The sequence below is a fragment of the Microbacterium sp. LS_15 genome (genome assembly GCF_041954735.1).
Lineage (GTDB): Bacteria > Actinomycetota > Actinomycetes > Actinomycetales > Microbacteriaceae > Microbacterium.
Genome location: NZ_JAVAYD010000001.1, coordinates 693486 through 714020 on the forward strand (window position 1 = coordinate 693486; position 20535 = coordinate 714020).

At 69.2% G+C, this 20535-nt stretch carries 21 protein-coding genes and 2 tRNA genes; 3 read left to right on the forward strand and 20 right to left on the reverse strand.

Annotated elements, in window-relative coordinates:
* Positions 1–80: 80 nt before the first annotated feature.
* The 3 genes from RAC69_RS03410 to RAC69_RS03420 form a co-directional block, all read right to left on the reverse strand.
* Positions 81–575 (reverse strand): tetratricopeptide repeat protein, encoded by a 495-nt coding sequence (locus RAC69_RS03410; RefSeq protein WP_375085110.1) that lies wholly within the window; start codon positions 573–575, stop codon positions 81–83.
* A gap of 83 nt (positions 576–658) precedes the next feature.
* A complete protein-coding gene (tig, locus tag RAC69_RS03415; protein ID WP_341934126.1) occupies positions 659–2128 on the reverse strand; it encodes a trigger factor in 1470 nt (489 codons plus the stop codon).
* A 63-nt stretch (positions 2129–2191) separates the two neighbouring features.
* A tRNA-Pro gene (locus RAC69_RS03420) sits at positions 2192–2265 on the reverse strand.
* A 121-nt stretch (positions 2266–2386) separates the two neighbouring features.
* Here RAC69_RS03420 and RAC69_RS03425 point away from each other — a divergent pair.
* Together RAC69_RS03425 and RAC69_RS03430 are read left to right on the forward strand one after the other, a co-directional pair.
* Positions 2387–2457: transfer RNA gene (locus RAC69_RS03425), tRNA-Gly, on the forward strand.
* Between the two features lie 113 nt (positions 2458–2570).
* Positions 2571–3773: a hypothetical protein gene (locus RAC69_RS03430; protein WP_375085112.1), complete on the forward strand. Its 1203-nt coding sequence runs from the start codon at positions 2571–2573 to the stop codon at positions 3771–3773.
* Between the two features lie 74 nt (positions 3774–3847).
* Here the strand turns inward: RAC69_RS03430 and RAC69_RS03435 are convergent, their stop codons facing one another.
* The 16 genes from RAC69_RS03435 to RAC69_RS03510 form a co-directional block, all read right to left on the reverse strand.
* The gene (locus RAC69_RS03435) at positions 3848–4201 is read right to left on the reverse strand and encodes an RNA polymerase-binding protein RbpA (RefSeq protein WP_341934124.1); all 354 of its coding nucleotides are present in this window, start codon (positions 4199–4201) and stop codon (positions 3848–3850) included.
* Complete coding sequence (gene secG / locus RAC69_RS03440) at positions 4201–4449, reverse strand: preprotein translocase subunit SecG (RefSeq protein ID WP_050723792.1); 249 nt, start codon at positions 4447–4449, stop codon at positions 4201–4203. The genes RAC69_RS03435 and secG overlap by 1 nt, the downstream gene beginning before the upstream one ends.
* Positions 4450–4534: 85 nt before the next feature.
* Positions 4535–5326, reverse strand: coding sequence for a triose-phosphate isomerase (gene tpiA / locus RAC69_RS03445; RefSeq protein WP_375085114.1), 792 nt, complete (start codon positions 5324–5326; stop codon positions 4535–4537).
* Positions 5317–6531 carry a phosphoglycerate kinase gene (locus RAC69_RS03450; protein WP_375085116.1) on the reverse strand — a complete coding sequence of 405 codons (1215 nt, stop codon included), beginning with the start codon at positions 6529–6531 and terminating at the stop codon, positions 5317–5319. The genes tpiA and RAC69_RS03450 overlap by 10 nt, the downstream gene beginning before the upstream one ends.
* 10 nt (positions 6532–6541) lie before the next feature.
* Positions 6542–7552, reverse strand: a complete 1011-nt coding sequence (gene gap, locus RAC69_RS03455) for a type I glyceraldehyde-3-phosphate dehydrogenase (RefSeq protein ID WP_375085117.1) — start codon at positions 7550–7552, stop codon at positions 6542–6544.
* Positions 7553–7667: 115 nt separating this feature from the next.
* Positions 7668–8294 (reverse strand): superoxide dismutase, encoded by a 627-nt coding sequence (locus tag RAC69_RS03460; protein ID WP_251588751.1) that lies wholly within the window; start codon positions 8292–8294, stop codon positions 7668–7670.
* Positions 8295–8478: 184 nt separating this feature from the next.
* On the reverse strand, positions 8479–9456 hold the full coding sequence (gene whiA, locus RAC69_RS03465; protein WP_096715625.1) for a DNA-binding protein WhiA: 978 nt from the start codon (positions 9454–9456) through the stop codon (positions 8479–8481).
* Positions 9457–9524: 68 nt separating this feature from the next.
* Positions 9525–10397 carry an RNase adapter RapZ gene (rapZ, locus tag RAC69_RS03470; RefSeq protein ID WP_375085119.1) on the reverse strand — a complete coding sequence of 291 codons (873 nt, stop codon included), beginning with the start codon at positions 10395–10397 and terminating at the stop codon, positions 9525–9527.
* A 44-nt stretch (positions 10398–10441) separates the two neighbouring features.
* Positions 10442–12346 (reverse strand): excinuclease ABC subunit UvrC, encoded by a 1905-nt coding sequence (uvrC, locus tag RAC69_RS03475; protein WP_375085121.1) that lies wholly within the window; start codon positions 12344–12346, stop codon positions 10442–10444.
* Positions 12346–15234: an excinuclease ABC subunit UvrA gene (gene uvrA / locus RAC69_RS03480; RefSeq protein WP_375085122.1), complete on the reverse strand. Its 2889-nt coding sequence runs from the start codon at positions 15232–15234 to the stop codon at positions 12346–12348. Before uvrA ends, uvrC begins: the two co-directional genes overlap by 1 nt.
* Positions 15235–15243: 9 nt before the next feature.
* Positions 15244–15825 (reverse strand): hypothetical protein, encoded by a 582-nt coding sequence (locus RAC69_RS03485; protein ID WP_375085124.1) that lies wholly within the window; start codon positions 15823–15825, stop codon positions 15244–15246.
* Complete coding sequence (locus RAC69_RS03490) at positions 15822–17135, reverse strand: DUF58 domain-containing protein (protein WP_375085125.1); 1314 nt, start codon at positions 17133–17135, stop codon at positions 15822–15824. Before RAC69_RS03490 ends, RAC69_RS03485 begins: the two co-directional genes overlap by 4 nt.
* Positions 17132–18097: an AAA family ATPase gene (locus RAC69_RS03495; RefSeq protein WP_375085126.1), complete on the reverse strand. Its 966-nt coding sequence runs from the start codon at positions 18095–18097 to the stop codon at positions 17132–17134. The genes RAC69_RS03490 and RAC69_RS03495 overlap by 4 nt, the downstream gene beginning before the upstream one ends.
* On the reverse strand, positions 18094–18570 hold the full coding sequence (locus RAC69_RS03500; protein WP_375085128.1) for a hypothetical protein: 477 nt from the start codon (positions 18568–18570) through the stop codon (positions 18094–18096). The genes RAC69_RS03495 and RAC69_RS03500 overlap by 4 nt, the downstream gene beginning before the upstream one ends.
* A complete protein-coding gene (locus RAC69_RS03505) occupies positions 18567–19319 on the reverse strand; it encodes a DUF4129 domain-containing protein (protein WP_375085129.1) in 753 nt (250 codons plus the stop codon). Before RAC69_RS03505 ends, RAC69_RS03500 begins: the two co-directional genes overlap by 4 nt.
* Positions 19320–19381: 62 nt before the next feature.
* Complete coding sequence (locus RAC69_RS03510; protein ID WP_375085131.1) at positions 19382–19822, reverse strand: MarR family winged helix-turn-helix transcriptional regulator; 441 nt, start codon at positions 19820–19822, stop codon at positions 19382–19384.
* A gap of 38 nt (positions 19823–19860) precedes the next feature.
* On the opposite strand from RAC69_RS03510, the gene RAC69_RS03515 reads away from it, so the two are divergent.
* Positions 19861–20106, forward strand: coding sequence for a hypothetical protein (locus RAC69_RS03515; protein ID WP_341934111.1), 246 nt, complete (start codon positions 19861–19863; stop codon positions 20104–20106).
* An 84-nt stretch (positions 20107–20190) separates the two neighbouring features.
* On the opposite strand, the gene RAC69_RS03520 is transcribed toward RAC69_RS03515, so the two are convergent.
* Positions 20191–20523, reverse strand: a complete 333-nt coding sequence (locus RAC69_RS03520) for a TfoX/Sxy family protein (protein WP_375082975.1) — start codon at positions 20521–20523, stop codon at positions 20191–20193.
* Between the last annotated feature and the right edge of the window lie 12 nt (positions 20524–20535).

A 20535-nucleotide genomic window follows, 5' to 3' on the forward strand; every position in this document is an offset into this window, starting at 1 on the left:
TCAGCTCCTGATTCCGTGTTTCAGTGATTCGAATCTACCGGCGACAACACGGCGCCCAGGCCGTGTTCGCCGTCGGCATATCAGGTGTCGAGATCGGCGATCTCGTGGGCGTAGGCCGTCATCGACCGGTGGTAGCGCGGCAGGTGCGGCACCAGCGCGAGCAGCGCCACAGACAACCCCGTCGCGGGCTTCCCGGCACTGGCCAGGATGAGCGCATGCACCGTCGCGACCGCGTCTCGGTAGGGGCCGTCTGCCGACAGCTCCTCCTCGGCCGTGATGACCTCGAGCGCCTCGTCGTACTGGCCGAGATTGCGCAACGAACTCGCGAGCTGGATCACGCACTGCGGACGGTGCTCCTCGTCCAGCCCGAGCTCCAGGGCCCGCCGGTACAGCACGACCGCTTCCGCGGGGCGTCCGGCGGAGTCGCGCGCGCCGGCGCGTTCGAACTCCGCCCTGGCGTCATCGCTCCCCCGCTCCGCGGCGAGGGCGTCGATCCGGGCGATGGTGTCGTCGCCGACCTCCTCGCCGGACGCCTCGGCCCACACCTCGTCGATCCGCTCATCCCAGCTCGTCATGTCTTCTCTTCTCCTCGGAGGCTCGTCTGCTACGAGAAAGGGGCGGATGCCGCAGCATCCGCCCCTCTCGGGATCGTGATCGATCACTCGCCCTTGTCGGCAGCCTTCTTGGCCGGAGCCTTCTTGGCGGCGGGCTTCTTGGCCGGCTTCTCCTCGGCGTCGGCGTCGTCCTTCTTGGCGGCGGCCTTCTTCGCGGGAGCCTTCTTGGCCGGAGCCTTCTTGGCCGGCTTCTCCTCCGCCGGGGCCTCGGTCTCGGCCTCGTCAGCGGCCTCGTCGTCGGTCACGATGAAGTCGGACAGATCGACGGCCTTGCCGTTGGTGTCGACGACCTTCACCTTGCCGAGCGCGATCGCGAGGGCCTTGTTGCGTGCGACCTCGCCGACGAGGGCGGGGAGCTGGTTCGACGACTGCAACGCCTCGACGAACTCCTGCGGAGCCATGCCGTACTGTGCGGCGGACTGGATGAGGTACTGCGAGAGCTCCTCCTGCGAGACCTGCACGTCGGCCTGCTCGGCGATCGTGTCGAGCAGCACCTGCGTGCGGAACTGCTTCTCGCTCGCCTCGGTGACCTCGGCGCGGTGCACATCGTCCTCGAGACGACCCTCGCCCTCGAGGTGGTTGTGCACCTCGTCCTCGATGAGCTGCGGCGGGACCGGGATCTCGATCTGCTCGAGCAGGGTCTCGACGAGCTTGTCGCGGGCGGCGGAGCCCTGCGTGAAGACGCCCTGCTGCGAGACGCGCTCGGCGAGGCTCTCACGGAGTTCCGCGATCGTGTCGAACTCGCTGGCGATCTGCGCGAAGTCGTCGTCGGCCTCGGGGAGCTCGCGCTCCTTGACGGCCTTGACCGACACGGCGACCTCGGCCTCGGAGCCGGCGTGGTCGCCGCCGACGAGGGTCGAGCGGAACGTGGTGTCCTCACCGGCGGTCAGCGACTCGATCGCGTCGTCGATGCCCTCGAGCAGCTCGCCGGAGCCGACCTCGTACGAGACGCCCTCGGCGCGGTCGATCTCGGCGCCGTCGATCGTGGCGACCAGGTCGAGCTCGACGAAGTCGCCCTTCGCGGCCGGGCGGTCGACGGGGACGAGCGTGCCGAAGCGTGCGCGCATGTTCTCGAGCTCGGCGTCGAGCGCCGCGTCGTCCGCCTCGACGGCGTCGACGGTCAGCGTGATGCCCGCGTAGTCGGGGAGCTCGATGTCGGGGCGGACGTCCACCTCGATGTCGACGAGCAGATCGCCCGAGAAGTCCTTCTCGCTCGGCCACTCGATGATCTCGGCCGACGGACGGCCGACGACGCGGAGCTTGTGCTCGGTGGTCGCGTCGCGGAAGAAGCGGTCGAGGCCCTCGTTCACGGCGTGCTCGATGACGGCGCCGCGTCCGATGCGCTGATCGATGATCGGGGCGGGAACCTTGCCCTTGCGGAAGCCGGGGATCTGGACGTCCTGCGCGATGTGCTCGTAGGCGTGCGAGATGCTGGGCTTGAGGTCTTCGGGGGTGACCGTGATGCTGAGCTTGACCCGGGTCGGGGTCAGCTTCTCGACGGTGCTGTTCGCCATGCTGGTGTGTTCTCCTTGTGATTTCCGCGCTGAATCGCGGCTGCCAGGCTTTGTCGAGCCGTGTCGGGGCGACAGGAGTTGAACCTGCGACCTCCCGCTCCCAAAGCGGGCGCTCTACCAAACTGAGCTACGCCCCGGGGAATCCGCACGCAGATTCAGCCCCACCGAGTCTAACGGACGGGAGCACCCTCGACCGTCCGCTATGATCGAACAGTCGGTGCACGTCGCCGATCGGTCCCCGAGCAGTGCGACGGGTCCGGGGGTGTAGCTCAATGGTAGAGTCTCAGTCTTCCAAACTGATTGCGCGGGTTCGATTCCCGTCACCCCCTCGCTTCGAAGGCCTCCGCAGAGATGCGGAGGCCTTCTGCATTTTCTTCATGTCGATCGGTGTTTCTCTGGCAGAGTCGATGTACGCCGCATCCTTCTCCGGAGGTCCCACCGCATGACAGCCCCGCTCGGCACCCCTGTCTCCCCGTGGGGCGGTCACGAGCTCCCCGCGCACATCGTGGGGGCCTCGCCGACGCGGGCACCGCGGAAGCGTCGTCCTGGACTGTGGATCGGCCTGGCGGTCGGAGTCGTCGCGATCGGTGCGGTCGCGGCCCTGCAGACGACCGCGAACCTCGGCTATGACGACGCGGAGGCGAACTTCGAGTCCGCTCGCGACAGCGCTCAGGTCTCTGTCACGAACCTGCAGCAGTCCAGCGATGCGCTGACGGCCACCTCCGAGATCGCGAACCAGCTGCTCCAGAGCGACACCGGCGTCCTGACCGACCCCGTGGCGAAGGAGTCGCTCGGTGCGGCCGTCGCGGAGGCGGGCGATCTCGCCTCCGCCGCGTCGGACCACGCCACGGTCTCGCTCCCGGACGCCGAATCGAAGCCGACCTTCTTCTGGGAGCTCTTCGGCGAGGCCGACGAGCTCGACCAGGACGCCGACGACCTCGATCAGCTCGTCGCAGAGCTCGATGCCGAGGTCCCCGGGCTCGCCGACGCCGGCACGTCGGTGGAAGAGGCCGGACTCGGCTTCCTCGGATCGGCGGCGACAGCGGCGACCGCGTTCGAGGCCGCTCACGTCTCGGCGAAGAACCTCGACATCATCGCGCTGAGGGATGCGGCGTCCGACGTGTCCGCCACGGCGACTCTCGACGACCTCACGGTGCCCTCGTTCGTGGCACTGCAGGATGCCGCGGCGCAGGTCGTCGCCTCGGAGCAGGCCGAGCTCGCCGAGAAGGCAGGTCCGCTGCTGGGTGCCCGTCTCGAGATCGAGGCCTTCGCACGGTCGCTCGCACCCGGCGTCCTGCTGGAGTTCGACTGGAACCCCATCGTCAACAACGCCGGCGAGAACGGCAGCATGGGCGGTCTCACCACGTGGTGGTGGGACGAGCCGGATCGTGCCGTGATCGAGCTGTCGAACTCGGTCGCCGAGCAGTGGCCGGCGGATCGGAGCAAGGCGCTCGTCGCGCACGAGGTCGGCCACGCCATCAGCGTCAAGTGCGAGGACATGTACGACTCGTCGACCCAGGACAGCATCGAGAAGTGGGCGACCGCCTGGGCCATCGGCATGGGGTTCACCGACGATGCGAACGGCGTCTGGGCCTACGGCTACCCGCCGCAGTCGTACATCGACGCTTCCTACGCCTGCCGCTGAGCGAGACGCTCCCGCGGTACGACTGAGGCCGCCGCGATCGGATCGCGGCGGCCTCGGTGCCAGTCAGAAGGAGGTCACTGCCCCCGACGCTCACGCAGCTGCGCGAGGGCGTCCTCGAGGAGCTGGACGGCCTCCTCGTCGGTGCGACGCTCCTTCACGTAGGCGAGGTGCGTCTTGTAGGGCTCGGTCTTGGCGAGAGCAGGAGGGTTCGCCTTGTCTCGACCGGCCGGGAGTCCCGACTGCGGGTGGTCGATGATCTCGGGGATCTCCTCTTCGGGGAGACCTGCCGCGAAGTAGCGGACCGTCTCGTTGCCGAGACCGTCCCAGTACGACACGGCGATACGGTCGGCGTGGTAGCCGTGGTCCTGCTCGCCCATCGGTCCGGAACCCACGCGGGTGCCGCGGATCGCGTTGCCGCCGGTAGCCATCAGATCACCTCGAACTTCGTGATGAGTCCGAGCGCGACGATCGCCACGAACCACGCGAGAGCGAGGATCACGGTGAAGCGGTTGAGGTTGCGCTCGGCGAGGCCGGAGGATCCGACCGCCGTCGACATGCCGCCGCCGAACATGTCGGACAGGCCGCCGCCGCGCCCCTTGTGGAGCAGGATGAGGAGGGTCAGCAGGACGCTGGTGATACCCAGCACGACCTGCAGGACGAACTCGAGAATTTCCACGAGGAAGAGCCTTTCGCTGGGGCAGGACTGCCCCCGTAACGGTCAAGTATACGGTGCGGCGAGACCGGAGCCCCGCCGCACTCGCTCATACTCCGACGTGCTTCTCGAAGCGGATGATGGCAGCGAACTCGTCGACGACGAGGCTCGCGCCTCCGACGAGGGCGCCGTCGACATCGGGCTCACGCATGAAGCTCGCGATGTTCGCCGCCTTCACGGATCCGCCGTAGAGGATGCGCGTGCGCGCCGCCGCGTCGTCGCCGAGCACGCTCGCGATGACGCCGCGCAGGGCCGCGCAGACGTCCTGCGCCTGCTGTGGCGTGGCTGCCTGACCGGAGCCGATGGCCCATACGGGCTCGTAGGCCACGACGATGTCGGCGTCCTTCGAGAGCCCCTGCAGGGCCTTCTCCAGCTGGCCGGCCGGAACCGCGCTCGCGCCGAACTTCTCGAGGTCCTCCGAGGTCTCGCCCACGCAGATGACCGGCACGAGGCCGTGCTTCAGCGCCGCCGTGGTCTTCGCCGCCACGACCTCGTCGGACTCGGCGTGGTACTCGCGGCGCTCCGAGTGGCCGATGATGACGTACTTCGCGTCGAGCTTCGACAGGAACCCGCCCGACACCTCGCCGGTGTAGGCACCGGAGTCGTGCGCGGACAGGTCCTGGGCTCCCAGCGCGAACGGGATCTTGTCCGCGTCGATGAGCGTCTGCACGCTGCGGATGTCGGTGAAGGGCGGGAACACCGCGACCTCGACCGAGCCGTCCTCGTGCTTCGCGTCCTTCAGCGTCCAGTGCAGCTTCTGCACGAACGCGACCGCCTGCAGGTGGTCGAGGTTCATCTTCCAGTTGCCCGCGATCAGCGGGGTACGGCTGTTCACTGCCATCCGAGCACCTCCAGGCCGGGTAGTTTCTTGCCCTCGAGGAACTCGAGGCTGGCGCCGCCGCCCGTCGAGATGTGACCGAAACGGTCGTCGGCGAAGCCGAGCTGACGCACGGCGGCAGCCGAGTCGCCACCGCCGACGACGCTGAGGCCGTCGACCTCGGTGAGCGCCTGCGCGACGGCCTTGGTGCCCGCGGCGAACGCCGGGAACTCGAACACGCCCATCGGGCCGTTCCAGAACACGGTCTTCGAGCTGCGGATGACCTCGGCGAAGCGCGCCGCCGTCTCCGGTCCGATGTCGAGGCCGATGCCCGAGGCACCGAACGCGGTGTCCTCGATCGCGTCGGCCGCGGCGACCTCGTGGTCGGCGTCGGCCGAGAACGCGGACGCCACGACGACGTCCGTCGGGAGGACGAGCTCGACACCCCGCTTCGCCGCCTCGGCGATGTAGCCGCGGACGGTCTCGAGCTGGTCCTCTTCCAGGAGGCTGGATGCCACGGCGTGGCCCTGCGCCTTCAGGAAGGTGAACAGCATCCCGCCGCCGACGAGGATGCGGTCGACGCGCGGGAGGAGGTGCGAGATCACACCGAGCTTGTCGCTGACCTTCGAGCCGCCGAGCACGACCGCGTACGGGCGCTCGGGGTTCTCGGTGAGGCGGTCGAGCACGTCGAGCTCGGCGGCGATGAGCAGACCGGCCGCGGAGGGGATCCGCTCGGCGAGGTCGTAGACGCTCGCCTGCTTGCGGTGCACCACGCCGAAGCCGTCGGAGACGAGCACGTCACCGAGTTCGGCGAGCTGCGCGGCGAACGCGCCTCGTTCCTCGTCGTCCTTCGAGGTCTCCCCCGGGTTGAACCGCAGGTTCTCGATGACGACGACGCCGCCGTCCTCCAGCGAGGAGACGGCCTCGTGTGCCGACTCCCCCACCGTGTCACGGGCGAACGCGACCGGCTTGCCGAGCAGCTCGGACAGTCGCTGCGCAACCGGCTCGAGGCTGTACTGCGGGTCGGGTGCGCCATCGGGACGACCGAGGTGCGAGCACACGACGACGCGGGCGCCCGCGTTGATGAGGGCGTTGAGGGTCGGCAGCGAGGCGCGTACACGGCCATCGTCCGTTATGACCCCGTCCCGCAGGGGGACGTTGAGATCACAACGGACGATGACGCGCTTGCCCTCGAGCGAACCCAGTGAATCCAGGGTGCGCAGAGTCATGGGAGGTGTCTCAGAGACGCTCGGCCACGTACTCGGTGAGGTCGACGAGACGGTTGGAGTAGCCCCACTCGTTGTCGTACCAGCTGGAGACCTTCACGAGGTTGCCGCTGACGTTGGTCAGCGTCGAGTCGAAGATCGACGAGTGCGGGTTGTGAACGATGTCGCTCGAGACGATCTGGTCGGCGTTGTACTGCAGGTAGCCGGCCAGGCGGCCGTCGGCCGCAGCCTTCTTGTAGGCCTCGTTGACCTCTTCGACCGTGAGGTTCTCGCGGTCCGTGATGAGGGTGAGGTCGACGATCGATCCGGTGGGGACCGGCACGCGGTACGACGAGCCGCTGAGCTTGCCGTTGAGCTCCGGAAGGACCTCGCCGATCGCCTTCGCCGCACCGGTCGACGCCGGGGTGATGTTGATGGCGGCGGCGCGGGCGCGACGGAGGTCGCTGTGCGGGCCGTCCTGCAGGTTCTGGTCGGCCGTGTAGGCGTGGGCCGTCATCATGAAGCCGCGGTCGATGCCGAACTCGTCGTTGAACACCTTCGCGAGCGGGGCGAGGCAGTTCGTGGTGCACGACGCGTTCGAGATGATGTGGTGCGCGGCGGGGTCGTAGGTGTCCTCGTTCACGCCCATGACGAACGTCGCGTCGACGCCCGACCCGGGAGCGGAGATGAGCACCTTCTTGGCGCCGGCGTCGATGTGCTTCTTGGCGGCCTCGGCCTTGGTGAAGAAGCCGGTCGACTCGATGACGATGTCGACGCCCAGCTCGCCCCACGGGAGGTTTGCGGGGTCGCGCTCGGCGAACGCCTTGATGGCCTTGCCGTTGACGGTGATGCTGTCGTCGTCGTAGCTGATCTCGGCGTCGAGGACGCCGCCGACCGAGTCGTACTTCAGCAGGTGCGCCAGGGTCTTGTTGTCGGTGAGGTCGTTGACCGCGACGATCTCGAGGTCAGCGCCCTGCGCGAGAGCCGCGCGGAAGTAGTTGCGTCCGATACGGCCGAAGCCGTTGATACCGATCTTGACAGACACTCAGGTCTCCCTGTTTCTCGTGCGCTGTGCGCAGCAATCGTGCATGCGCGATGCGCGGGGGTTTTTGGCTGAGATGGCGTCCCGACGAGACCAGGCCCGTCGGGACGCGACCCGATTACGACAGTACCAGCAGGCCGTTCGTCTTCTCGCGGGCGACCTCGAGGCGCTGGGCGACGTTCTCCCAGTTGGCGATGTTCCACGCGGCCTTGACGTAGTCGGCCTTCACGTTGAGGTAGTCGAGGTAGAAGGCGTGCTCCCACATGTCGAGCTGGAACAGCGGGATCGTGCCCTGCGCGGTGTTCGCCTGCTGGTCGAACAGCTGCTGGATGATGAGACGCTGGCCGATGGAGTCCCAGCTGAGCACGGCCCAGCCGGAGCCCTGGATGCCGGTGGCAGCAGCGGTGAAGTGGGCCTGGAACTTCTCGAACGAGCCGAAGTACTCGTCGATGGCGGCCTTCAGCTCGCCCTCGGGCTGGCCGCCGCCGTTCGGCGACAGGTTCGTCCAGAAGATGGAGTGGTTGACGTGACCACCGAGGTTGAACGCGAGGTCCTTCTCGAGCTTGTTCACGTTTGCGAGGTTGCCGCTCTCGCGCGCCTCGGCGAGCTGCTCGAGCGCGGTGTTCGCGCCGGCGACGTAGGTGGCGTGGTGCTTGTCGTGGTGCAGCTCCATGATCTTGCCGCTGATGTGCGGCTCGAGGGCTGCGAAGTCGTAGGGAAGGTCGGGGAGCGTGTAGGTCGCCATGTCGCTTTCATCCAATCCGCGCCGCGCCGCGGCGCTTGCCGATCCTCCGCGCTGCCGAATGCGGTGCGGAGCAGACGTAACTCATCCTAGTGAGGACAACACATCGTCACCCCTGATCCTTCCGCCGTATGACGAAGAGAGGCGACCCCTTGACAGGGATCGCCTCTCTTCTCTTCAGCTCGGGTCAGACGTCGAGTCCGGCGGGCACCGCTGCCTCGGTCCCGGGGATTCCCTCCTGCTGGGCGCGCTTGTCCGCCATCGCGAGGAGGCGACGGATGCGGCCGGCGACGGCGTCCTTCGTCATGGGCGGGTCGGCATGGTGACCGAGCTCGTCGAGGCTCGCATCGCGGTGCGCGAGGCGCAGCTCGCCGGCCACCCGCAGGTGGTCGGGCACCTCGTCGGCGAGGATCTCAAGCGCTCGCTCGACACGGGCGCACGCGGCGACGGCGGCCTGCGCGGAGCGGCGCAGATTCGCGTCGTCGAAGTTCACGAGACGGTTGACGCCGGCGCGGACCTCGCGACGCTGACGCATCTCCTCCCACGCGACGGCGGTCTTCTGGGCGCCCATCTCGGCCAGGATCGTGCGGATGGCCTCGCCCTCACGGACGACGACGCGGGGCATGCCGCGGACCTCGCGCGCCTTGGCGGCGACGCCGAGGCGGTGCGCGGCGCCGACGAGGGCCATCGCTGCCTCGGACGACGGGCAGGCGATCTCGAGCATGGCGGAGCGGCCGGGCTCGCTGAGGGTTCCCGCGGCGAGGAAGGCGCCGCGCCACAGGCCGGCGACCTCGGCACGCGACCCGGTGGTGAGACGGTTGGGCAGTCCACGGACCGGACGCCGGCGCTGGTCGAGCAGCCCGGTCTGACGAGCGAGGGTCTCCCCCGCGGCGATCACGCGCACGGCCCAGCGGGCACCGTCGTTCGCGGTGCTCGACTGGACCTGGGCGATCTCGGGACGGACCCCGTAGATCTCCGCGAGGTCGCGCGCGACGCGCTGCGCCAGCACCTCGGCATCCACCTCCGCCTCGACGGCGACCCGTCCGGCGATCGAATGCAGCCCGCCCGCGAACCGCAGGATCGATGTGACCTCCGCGACACGCACCGTCGGAGGTGCATTGCGGATGCTGACCAGCTCAGCCTTGACGTCGGTGGTTAGTGCCACGACACTCCTCTACGCTCACGCGCCGGATCGCGACGCAAACCTCCAGCCTACTCCGGCGGAGGCCTCTGCTATTCCCTGCCGAGGTCGCGATGACGCACGTTGACGGCCACGCCCGGCACCGCGGCGAGCCGACGGGCCAGCTCCTCGACCATCGCGACCGAGCGGTGCTTGCCGCCCGTGCAGCCGATCGCCACGGTCGAGTGGCTCTTGTTCTCGCGCTGGTAGCCCTCGAGCACCGGGGTCAGCGCGGACGTGTACGCGTCGAGGAACTCGGCGGCTCCCTCGCGCGACAGCACGAAGTCCCTGACCTCCTCGTCCTTGCCCGTCAGTCCGCGCAGCTCCTCGTTCCAGAACGGGTTCGGGAGGAAGCGCATGTCGGCGACGAGGTCGACGTCGGTCGGGAGACCGTACTTGAAGCCGAAGCTCATGAGCGTCACGCGGTGTCGCGGCGCCCCCTCTTCGGCGAACAGCTCGGACACGTGCGTGGCGAGCTGGTGGATGTTGAGCGCCGACGTGTCGATCACGATGTCGGCGGCTTCGCGGATCGGGGCGAGGCGCGACCGTTCGACGCGGATGCCGTCGAGCAGCGTCCCGTCCTCCTGGAGCGGGTGCGGACGCCGCACCGACTCGAATCGCCGCACGAGAACGTCGTCGGAGGCGTCGAGGAACAGCACGCGAACGGAGCCGCGCGAACGCAGCGCCCTGGCGACGCCGGGGAAGTCGTCGAAGAGGTTGCGACCACGCACGTCGACCACGGCCGCGACCTTGGGAAGCGCGTTGCCGCCCATGTCGGTGAGGTCGAGCAGCGGCCGCAGGATCTGCGGCGGCAGGTTGTCGACCACGTACCAGCCCAGGTCCTCCAGAGCGTTGGCGACGGTCGTCCGACCGGCGCCAGACATGCCCGTGACGATGAGGAACTCGCCCTTGTCCCCGTCAGTCATCTCTACCCCTTCTCCCCGCCGCTTCCAGCCTAGCGAGAACGGGACTACCGGGTGGCGAGATGCGTGTGGATGTTCTGGGCCAGGACGGGACCGATGCCCTGCACCTGCTCGATCTCGCCCGGAGCTGCGGCGCGGAGCGCGGTGACCGAACCGAAATGCTTGAGCAGGACCTTGATGCGCGAGGCCCCGAGCCCCGGCACCTCGGCGAGGACGGTCGTGATGTCGTTCTTGCGACGCTTGCGCTGATGCGTGATCGCGAAGCGGTGCGCCTCGTCGCGCAGCCTTTGCAGCAGGTACAGAGCCTCGCTGGTGCGAGGGAGGATCACGGGGAAGTCGTCGCCGGGCAGCCAGATCTCCTCGAGCCGCTTGGCGATGCCGCAGACGGCGATCTCGGTGTGACCCGAGTCGCGCAGGGCGCGCGCCGCGGCCTCGACCTGCGGCTGGCCGCCGTCGACGAGCAGGAGCTGCGGCGGGTAGGCGAATCGCGGCCGTCGCTTCACCGTGGCCTCGCCGACGTCCTCCCCCACGATCTCGTCGGTCGTCGGATCGATGACCTCGGTCTCGTCGGGCTTGTCGAGGTAGGCGAGGCGGCGGGTGAGCACCTGGTACATGGAGTCGGTGTCGTCGGTCGTCTCCGCGATGTTGAACGACCGGTACTGGTCTTTCCGCGGCAGACCGTCTTCGAACACCACCATCGAGGCGACGACGTTGGTGCCGCCGAGGTGCGAGATGTCGAAGCACTCGATCCGGAGCGGTGCCTCGGACATCCCGAGGGCCTCTTGCAGATCGGTCAGCGCCTGGGTGCGGGCGACGTAGTCGCTCGTACGACGGGTCTTGTGCCTGATGAGCGCCTGCTGCGCATTGATCGTCGCGGTGCGCATCAGGTCGGCTCGCTGTCCGCGCTGGGCGACGGCGATCTCGACCTTCCTCCCCCGTCGCTCGCGGAGCCACTCCTCGAGTTCGGCGGCGTCGTCGGGCAGTGTCGGCACGAGGATCCGTCGCGGCACGTCCTGCGCATCGCCGTAGGCGCGCTGCAGCACCTGGTCGACGAGGTCGGCCGAGGAGATGTCGATCTCCTTCTCGATCGTCAGCGCCCGCACACCGCGCACGCGCCCGCCGCGGATGACGAAATGCTGCACCGCTGCGGCGAGCTCGTCTTCCGCGATGCCGAAGAGATCGGCGTCTTCGTCGGCGGCGAGCACGAGCGCGCTCTTGCCCAGGACCGCTTCGATGGCCGACAGCTTGTCGCGGAACTTCGCGGCTGCCTCGTAGTCCATCGCGGCCGACGCCGCCAGCATCCGCTTGCGCAGATCACGGGTGAACCGCTCGTCACCACCGGCCATGAAGGCGACGAAATCGTCGACCATCGCCCGGTGCTCCTCGATCGTGACCGTCATCGAGCAGGGCCCGCCGCACTTGCCGATCTGCCCGGGGAAGCACGGCCGCCCCGTCTGCATGGCGCGCTTGTAGCTCGCGTCACTGCAGGTCCTGATCGGGAACGCCTTGATCATCAGGTCGATGGTCTCGTGCACCGCCCAGACCTTCGGGTACGGGCCGAAGTACCGTGCGCCGGGGATCTTGCGGTTTCGCGTCACGATCACCCGCGGGGCCTCGTCGCCGAGCGTCACCGCCATGAACGGGTAGGACTTGTCGTCGCGGTAGCGCACGTTGAAAGGTGGATCGAACTCCTTGATCCACATGTACTCGAGCTGCAGCGAGTCGACATCGGTCGGGACCACGGTCCACTCGACGGAGGCCGCCGTCGTGACCATCCGTCGAGTGCGCTCGTGCAGAGTGCGCAGCGGAGCGAAGTAGTTCGACAGCCGCTGGCGCAGGTTCTTCGCCTTGCCCACGTACAGCACACGCCCATCGGCGTCGCGGAAGCGGTACACGCCGGGATCGGTGGGGATCTCACCGCTCCTCGGCTTGTACGGGAGGACGTCGGCCATCAGCTGGCCTTCCGCGCAGAGCGCCCCTCATCCAGGATCTCGGCGAGGAACTGTCCGGTGTGGCTCTCCGCGACCCGGGCGATCTGCTCGGGGGTGCCGGTCGCGAGGATCTCTCCACCGCCTGAACCGCCTTCCGGCCCGAGATCGATCACCCAGTCGGCCGACTTGATCACATCGAGATTGTGCTCGATCACGATCACGGTGTTGCCCTTGTCGACGAGTCCGTTCAGCACCTCCAGGAGCTTCCGGACGTCTTCGAAGTGCAGACCGGTGGTCGGCTCGTCGAGCACGTAGATGCTGCGGCCGTTGCTGCGGCGCTGGAGCTCCGTGGCGAGCTTCACGCGCTGCGCCTCGCCGCCGGAGAGCGTCGTGGCCGACTGACCGAGCCGGACGTATCCGAGACCGACGTCGACGAGCGTCTTCATGTAGCGGTGGATCGCCTGGATCGGCTCGAAGAACTCGGCCGCCTCCGCGATCGGCATCTCAAGGACCTCGGCGATGTTCTTGCCCTTGTAGTGCACCGCCAGGGTGTCGCGGTTGTACCGCTTGCCGTGGCACACCTCGCAGTCCACGTACACGTCGGGCAGGAAGTTCATCTCGATCTTGATGGTGCCGTCGCCCGAGCACGCCTCGCAGCGCCCGCCCTTGACGTTGAAGCTGAAACGGCCGGGCTGGTATCCCCGCACCTTCGCCTCGGGCGTCTCGCTGAACAGCGACCGGATCCGGTCGAAGACTCCGGTGTAGGTGGCGGGGTTCGATCGCGGGGTGCGACCGATCGGCGCCTGGTCGACGTGCACGACCTTGTCGAGGTTGTCGAGTCCGGAGACCCGCGTGTGCTTGCCCGGAACCGTCCTCGCGCCGTTGAGCCGCGAGGCGAGCACCTGGTAGAGGATGTCGTTCACGAGAGACGACTTGCCAGAGCCGCTCACGCCGGTGACGGCGGTGAGCACCCCGAGCGGGAAGTCCACGCTCACGTTCTTGAGGTTGTTCTCCCGCGCCCCGACGACGCTCACCTTGCGCTTCTTGTCGATCTTGCGGCGCTTCGTCGGCGTCGGGATCTCGCGGGCACCCGACAGGTACTCGCCCGTCATCGAGTCCGACTCGTTCAGCAGCGCCGAATACGGACCCGAGTGCACGACCGCGCCGCCGTTCACACCGGCACCGGGGCCGATGTCGACGACCCAGTCGGCGGCCTCGATCGTCTCTTCGTCGTGCTCGACCACGATGAGGGTGTTCCCGAGGTCGCGGAGCTTGAGGAGTGTGTTGATGAGCCGGCGGTTGTCGCGCTGGTGCAGACCGATCGACGGCTCGTCGAGCACGTACAGCACTCCGGTGAGGCCGGAGCCGATCTGCGTGGCGAGCCGGATGCGCTGCGCCTCACCGCCCGAGAGCGACCCTGCCGAACGGCTGAGGTTCAGGTACGACAGGCCCACCTGCAGCAGGAAGTCGAGACGCAGACGGATCTCACGGAGCACCTGCGCAGCGATCTTCGCCTCGCGGTCGGTGAGGGTGAGGGTCTCCATGAAGGCGCGGGCGTCGGCGAGGCTCAGGTGCGAGACCTCGGCGATCGAGTGCCCGTGCACCTGCACCGCGAGCACCTCGGGCTTGAGACGGTCGCCGTTGCAGACAGGACACGGGACCTCGCGGAGGTACTCCCCCCAGCGGGCTCGCTGCGTGTCGGACTCGGCCTGGGCGTACTGCCGCTCGATGTACGGCACGACGCCCTCGAACCCCGAGGCGTAGCGCATCTCACGGCCGTAGCGGTTCTTCCACTTGACGGTCACCTTGTAGTTGTCGCCGCGGAGGATCGCATCCTGCACGTCGACCCTGAGATCCTGCCACGGGGTGTCGAGCGAGAAGTTGAGGTCGGCGGCGAGCCCCTCGAGCAGGCGTTCGTAGTACTGGAACAGTCCCTTGCCCTGGGTGGTCCAGGGGATGATCGCGCCCTCGCGGATCGAGAGCTCCTCGTCACCGAGCATGAGGTCGACGTCCACCGACATGCGCGTGCCGAGACCCGAGCAGGCCGGGCAGGCGCCGAACGGGGCATTGAACGAGAACGTGCGGGGCTCGATCTCGGTGAGGCTGAGGGGGTGCCCGTTGGGGCACGCGAGCTTCTCGGAGAACGACTGCCACGCGGCGTCGCCCTCCTCGTCGACGTAGTTGACCTGCACGACGCCGCCGGCGAGACCGAGGGCGGTCTCGACCGAGTCGGTCACGCGGCCCAGGATGTCGTCGGAGGCCACGAGGCGGTCGACCACCACCGCGATGTCGTGCTTGTAGCTCTTCTTCAGCGTCGGCGGCTCCGCCAGCTGGATGAGGTCGCCGTCGACGATCGCTCGTGAATATCCTTTGGCGCCGAGCTCGCGGAACAGGTCGACGAACTCGCCCTTCTTCTGCGAGACGATCGGCGCGACGATCTGGTAGCGCGTGCGCTCGGGAAGCGTCATGAGCTGATCGGCGATCTGCTGCACGGTCTGGCGCTGGATCCGCTCGCCGCACTCGGGGCAGTGCGGGATGCCGATGCGCGCCCACAGCAGTCGCATGTAGTCGTAGATCTCGGTGATCGTGCCGACGGTCGATCGCGGATTGCGGTTCGTCGACTTCTGGTCGATCGAGACGGCCGGGCTGAGCCCCTCGATGAAATCGACGTCCGGACGGTCGACCTGACCGAGGAACTGGCGCGCGTACGCGCTCAGCGATTCGACGTAGCGACGCTGCCCTTCGGCGAAGATCGTGTCGAACGCGAGACTCGACTTGCCCGACCCGGACAGGCCGGTGAACACGACGAGCGAATCACGCGGGATGTCGATGTCGACGTTCTTCAGATTGTGGACGCGGGCACCGCGAACACTGAGTTTTCCTGGGGATGCGACGGGGACGATTGGCACTGGTCAAGTCTACGAGGGGCCACGGACATTGGCTCCGCCGAGGGGCTCTGCGGGGCTGGGAAGCGCCCGAGACGCGGCGTCCGCCCGCCTCAGAGCCGTCAGCGCCACAGCCAGTCCCACGGTGAGCGAGCCGGCAGCCGCGGGGGCGAGCCAGCTCGCGGTCGCCCACCCCGATGCGCCGACGAGCAGCGGCACTCCGAACGCGACGGGCTGGGCGATCAGCTGCACGACCGCGAACCGCAGGGCGCTCGGGCCGAGCACGAGCAGCGAGACCCGCGAGCGGGCCGGGATCACCAGCGCGAGCGACGCGACGACGTGGATCGCGTGCACGAGCAGCACCGCGAGGGCCGTGCGCGTGGCCGACGGCTCTGTGACCAGCAGCCCGAACGGGAGGCAGGCCGCGGCCGCCCAGGCCGCGAGCGACGCCGGGACGAAGACCGCCGCGACTGCGACGGCGATCGCGATCCCCTGCCAGAGCGCGTACGGCATAAGCAGAAGCACCCCCGCGGCGACGAGGGCGACGACGAGGAGCCGGAGCACGATGCCGGGCACCGCCGCCGGAACGCGGAGCGTCTGCGAGCGCGCGGTCATCGTCGCCCCGCCCTCTCCCGTCGTTGCCTCATCGCCGCGAGACGCATTCCCACCTCGCGGTCGGACGACGACCAGGCCACGACCTCGATGCCCGCGTGCCGCAGGTCGGCCAGCACCTCTGTGCGCTCGGCGAGCAGGGTCCGCATCGCCACGCGATGCTCGACGGTGAGACGCGCCGTGTCGAGCTCGGGAAGCACGTCCACCGCCACCACTGCATGCCCGGCGGCGCGCCAGCGTGTCGCCTGCACGGCGGCGATCCCGTCGGAGAACGTGGAGAGCACGAAGACGATCGACCCGTTCGGCACGACCGGCGTCCGTCGCAGGTGGGCGTCCTCTCCGCCGACCCCGGTCGCCGCCACGACACCGCGCAGGCGTGCGAGGTGACGCGAGCCACCGCCCGAGCGCAGGCTCCGGCCGCCGGGGGCGAGCGCGTGGAACGCGACCCGATCACCCGATCCGATCGCCGCCGCGGCGATCGAGAGCGCCGCCTCGCGCCCGAGGTCGAGCGAGGTCACGCCGGAGCGATCAGGGTCGGATCGCCCCCAGCTCGCCACCACCGTGCCGAGGTCGTCTGCCGTGTCGAGGGCGATCACGACCGAGGAGTCGCTGAGCGAGTCGTACCGGCGGACCAGCAGATCGCCCGGCCTGCGCGCCGCACGGGCCGTGGCGCGCCAGTCGATGCGCCGCAGCTGATCCCCCGGCGCGAACGGGTGGATGTCGCGGAAGTCGCCGCCGTCGCCCGGACGCGACCCCTCATGCGTGCCGTGGACGCCTCGCAGACGCGGGCCGGTGGGCACGACAGCCGGCTCACGGATCTCCGGCGGCGTCCGCCAGTCGAGCGCGACCCGCTCGCTCACGTCCGACAGCCACGCGCCGTCCATCGTCACTGCGCGAGCCGTGACGGCGAGGAGCTCGACCGGGCCGGAATGCCGCAGCACGGCGGTCGACCGGGCGACCGCACTCCCCCGACGGACCTCGGCGAGCGCGGAACGACGTCCGTCCTGATCGATCGCGAGCTGCATCCAGTCGGCCCGCGTGTCCACGTCGATCGAGCCCTGCGCAGCCGCCATCGCCCCGCGCTTCCGCGATGCCGCGCGCAGGGCGATGAGGGCCATGCCGTCGGTCGGTCGGCGAAGCAGCATCCAGGTCGCCCCGAGGGCGAGAGGGAGGCCGGTCGCGATCACATCGGGGCGCGAGAGCGCGAGACCGACCGCCGCCAGCAGGACGCCCCCCGCCACGGCGATCGTGAGCACGGGACCTCGTCGCCACCGCAGCGGCATCCGCAGGCCAGCGCGGGCGTCGTCGCTCATCGGGCGGCTACCGTCGGGGGCACCGGCGTCTGGGCGACGGCCGTCTCGACGACCGCCGCAGGGTCGGCGCCCTGTGCCCATGCCTGCGGCGTCAGGGTGAGCCGGTGCGCGAGCACGGGCACCGCGATGCGCTTGATGTCGTCCGGTCGGACGTAGCCGCGCCCGTCGAGGGCGGCGAGCGCACGGCCGAGCAGGACGAGCGCCTGCGATCCGCGCGGCGAGGCGCCGACCGCGACGTTGGCCGCTCGCCTTGTCGCGCGCGTCAGCTCGACGCAGTACGCGACGACATCAGGGTCGACGTGAATGCGCTCGACGGCAGCCTGGATGCCGCGCAGACGCGCCGCGTCGATCACCGGGGCGACGGGGGCGTCGGCGGTCTGTCGACGCATCCGCTCGAGCACGATCCGCGACTCGTCCTCGGCCGCGGGGTACCCGACCGAGAGCCTCACCATGAATCGGTCGAGCTGCGCCTCGGGCAGCGCGTAAGTGCCCTCGTACTCGATGGGGTTCGAGGTCGCGATGACGTGGAACGGCGAAGGCAGCGCGAAGCGGTTCCCCTCCACGGTCACCTGCGCCTCGGCCATCGCCTCGAGCATGGCCGACTGCGTCTTCGGCGTCGTCCGGTTGATCTCGTCGGCGAGCAGCAGGCCCGTGAACAGCGGGCCAGGGCGGAACTCGAATCCACCCGTCGCAGGCACGTACACGTACGACCCCGTGACGTCCCCGGGGAGCATGTCGGGCGTGCACTGCAGCCGCCGGAACTCGAGCCCGAGCGCCGAGGCGAGGCTGCGCGCCGCCAGCGTCTTGCCGAGGCCGGGGACGTCTTCGAACAGCACATGCCCGCCGGCGAGAATCGTGGCCAGTGCGATGGTCAGCGGTTCGTCCATCCCCACGACGGCGGTGCGGACGCCGTCGAGGATGCGCCGTCCGGCCTCGGCGATGGTGGCGGTGTCGTCTGTCATCGGTTCGTCTCCTGAGGTCGAGGGGGAAGGTGATCCAGCGCGTCGAGCACGCGTTCGATGTCGGTGCGCCGCACTTCACGACGCACGAGGAGAGTGCGCACGTCCTCGCCGACCAGCAGGTCGATGCGCTCGTGATGGTCGGGGTCGTCGGGGTCGAGGTCCCACCGGGCGAGGCGTCGGCGGAGGACTCGGTCGATCCGTCTCACGACGGCATGGCCGGCGATCCCCGTCCGGGAGTTGATCGACCAGGCGAGGCGCGCGACCTCCGAGCCGCGCACGCGCTGCGACGGCGGCGGGGGCGGCCACGAGGCGCTCTCGTCCGTGAACGCCTGCCGCGTCACCGTGATCAGGACCACGACGATCAGCGCCCAGGAGAGCGCGAAGTCGAAGGGCACACCGAACATCGACAGCAGCAGCGGCACCGACACCGCGAGCAGGGCTGCGAGCCCGATGACGACAGCCCGCTTCTTCACCGCCACCCCTCCTCGATCGCCCGCAGGCAGCGGATCGCGGTACGCCGGTCCGCTTCATCCGCCACGCGACCCCCGAAGCGGACGTCCTCGAAGAGGCGCAGCAGCGTCGCGACCTCGCCCGACGTCGATGGACGATGCGCGAGGATCCGCACCGTGAACTCGGCGGCCGTCTCGCTGCGTGCTCGCACGACTCCCGCGTCGGCCGCGGTCTCTTCGAGCCCCTGCCAGGCCGCGATGATGCTGTCGCCCGGCTCGGCTCCGTCACCGATCGCCCGCAGCGCCTGCGCGACACCGCGGCGCACGACCTCTGCCTCGGGCTCCGACGACGGCGCCTCGGTCTCCGCACCACCCACGGAGACCTCAGCGGCGACGCGGCGTGCGAGGGGCCGGTCACGCCACAGTCCGCGCAGCGTACGGACCAGAAGACGGATGCCGAAGAACAGCATCAGCAGGGTCGCGGCCCCGATGATCACCGCCACCACGATCGCGATGGCCGTGAGAACCGGCGAGTCCTCCTGCGGTGGGATCTCTGGCAGGGGTCCCTGCGTCATCTCGGGCTGCGGCTCGGGTGTGACGGTGACGGCGGGGCCCGACTCCTGCGCAGGCGCGAAGACCGGATACCCCTGCAGCGCGGAGGCGAACATCAGCAGCGCGAAGAAGCCGGTGATCGAGACGAGTCCGAGCAGGACACGGCCGAGCGGACGGCGCTGTCGCGTGGCCTCAGCCTCTTCTCGGACGGCGCGCGACATGCCTCCACCCTAGAGTGGAGGCACCGGTGGGGCGGGATGCCGAGAGGAATGTCCGGTGCGGGTCAGGCGTCGACCCGGCGCCCGGCGAACGGCGTGAGGCCGTCGCGCAGATCGGCGATCCCCGCGGCATCCATCCCGACCGCCTCCATCACCTGGCGCGGCACATCGAGGGCGCGCTCGCGGAGCGCCCTCCCCGCGTCCGTCAGCGTGATGTCGAGGCGACGCTCGTCCTCCGCACTCCGGAGGCGCGCGATGAGACCGTCTGCCTCGAGACGCTTCACGAGCGGCGATGCACTCGCGGGCTCGAGTGCGAGGTCCGACGCAAGGTCGTTCAGCGACCGTGGAGCGCGCTCCCACAGCGCGAGCATCACGAGGTACTGCGGGTGGGTGAGACCGAGCGGTTCGAGGATCGGTCGATAGATCGCGACGACGTTGCGCGCCGCCGTGACGAGGGCGAAGCACAGCTGGTTCTCGAGTCGCAGGAGGTCGTCGGAGGTCGCCATGCCGCCACTATACAAGACCACTAATAGTTAGTACACTAATGAACATGACGAACCCCGAGCGTGCTCCCCTCCGCGACCGCATCCGCGCCGCCGGCGGTCTCTACTCGTGGGTCAACTCGAACCTGATCCGCTTCGCCGGGCCGGCCTCAGTCGGCCCGTACGAGAAGACTCCGCCGCCGAGCGCGGCCGAGCGCGCCGAACGTGCCTGCCCGCTGTGCGGTGCCCCGATGAGCACTCACGTCATCGATCGATCGGGACCGAAGACCCTCGTGCACTGCCCCTGAGCACCGAAGCGAGATCGATCCGCCCCTGAGCGGCCCGGTTCCACAGGGCGCCAGGCGCTACCGGTCGTCAGGACCGGTCGACCGTCACTCCTGTCGGTCGGCGTCCTCCCGCGCGACGTCCAGCCAGAACGCGAGCGCCTCGTCGTCGGCGGTCGCCTCGGGTGCGACGTCGAGCCAGCCGGTTCCCATCGTGCGGGGACCCATCACCGCGGTCGTCACACCCGGTCGCGCGACCAGCGCCGCGCCGGTCTCTTCGTGCACTCGGACCAGAAGCACTCCCGCCGAGCGCGCACCGACGAGGATGTGGCCGTCGACGAGGAAAGCCCGGGTGCCGAACATCCGCTTCTCCTCGACGTCTCCGCCCAGCGTCAGCAGCGCCCGCACCCGGTCCGCGAGCTCTTCTCCGGCAGCATCCATCGTCAGAGGCCT

Excerpts from the sequence above, each read along its gene's own strand:
- RAC69_RS03410 (WP_375085110.1), bottom strand. The coding sequence starts at position 575 with ATGACGAGCTGGGATGAGCGGATCGACGAGGTGTGGGCCGAGGCGTCC.
- RAC69_RS03430 (WP_375085112.1), top strand. The coding sequence starts at position 2,571 with ATGACAGCCCCGCTCGGCACCCCTGTCTCCCCGTGGGGCGGTCACGAG.
- RAC69_RS03460 (WP_251588751.1), bottom strand. The coding sequence starts at position 8,294 with ATGGCGACCTACACGCTCCCCGACCTTCCCTACGACTTCGCAGCCCTC.
- RAC69_RS03490 (WP_375085125.1), bottom strand. The coding sequence starts at position 17,135 with ATGAGCGACGACGCCCGCGCTGGCCTGCGGATGCCGCTGCGGTGGCGA.
- RAC69_RS03435 (WP_341934124.1), bottom strand. The coding sequence starts at position 4,201 with ATGGCTACCGGCGGCAACGCGATCCGCGGCACCCGCGTGGGTTCCGGA.
- RAC69_RS03520 (WP_375082975.1), bottom strand. The coding sequence starts at position 20,523 with ATGGATGCTGCCGGAGAAGAGCTCGCGGACCGGGTGCGGGCGCTGCTG.
- tpiA (WP_375085114.1), bottom strand. The coding sequence starts at position 5,326 with ATGGCAGTGAACAGCCGTACCCCGCTGATCGCGGGCAACTGGAAGATG.
- RAC69_RS03515 (WP_341934111.1), top strand. The coding sequence starts at position 19,861 with ATGAACATGACGAACCCCGAGCGTGCTCCCCTCCGCGACCGCATCCGC.
- RAC69_RS03450 (WP_375085116.1), bottom strand. The coding sequence starts at position 6,531 with ATGACTCTGCGCACCCTGGATTCACTGGGTTCGCTCGAGGGCAAGCGC.
- tig (WP_341934126.1), bottom strand. The coding sequence starts at position 2,128 with ATGGCGAACAGCACCGTCGAGAAGCTGACCCCGACCCGGGTCAAGCTC.
- uvrC (WP_375085121.1), bottom strand. The coding sequence starts at position 12,346 with ATGGCCGACGTCCTCCCGTACAAGCCGAGGAGCGGTGAGATCCCCACC.
- RAC69_RS03485 (WP_375085124.1), bottom strand. The coding sequence starts at position 15,825 with ATGACCGCGCGCTCGCAGACGCTCCGCGTTCCGGCGGCGGTGCCCGGC.
- RAC69_RS03495 (WP_375085126.1), bottom strand. The coding sequence starts at position 18,097 with ATGACAGACGACACCGCCACCATCGCCGAGGCCGGACGGCGCATCCTC.
- RAC69_RS03505 (WP_375085129.1), bottom strand. The coding sequence starts at position 19,319 with ATGTCGCGCGCCGTCCGAGAAGAGGCTGAGGCCACGCGACAGCGCCGT.
- rapZ (WP_375085119.1), bottom strand. The coding sequence starts at position 10,397 with ATGACTGACGGGGACAAGGGCGAGTTCCTCATCGTCACGGGCATGTCT.
- RAC69_RS03510 (WP_375085131.1), bottom strand. The coding sequence starts at position 19,822 with ATGGCGACCTCCGACGACCTCCTGCGACTCGAGAACCAGCTGTGCTTC.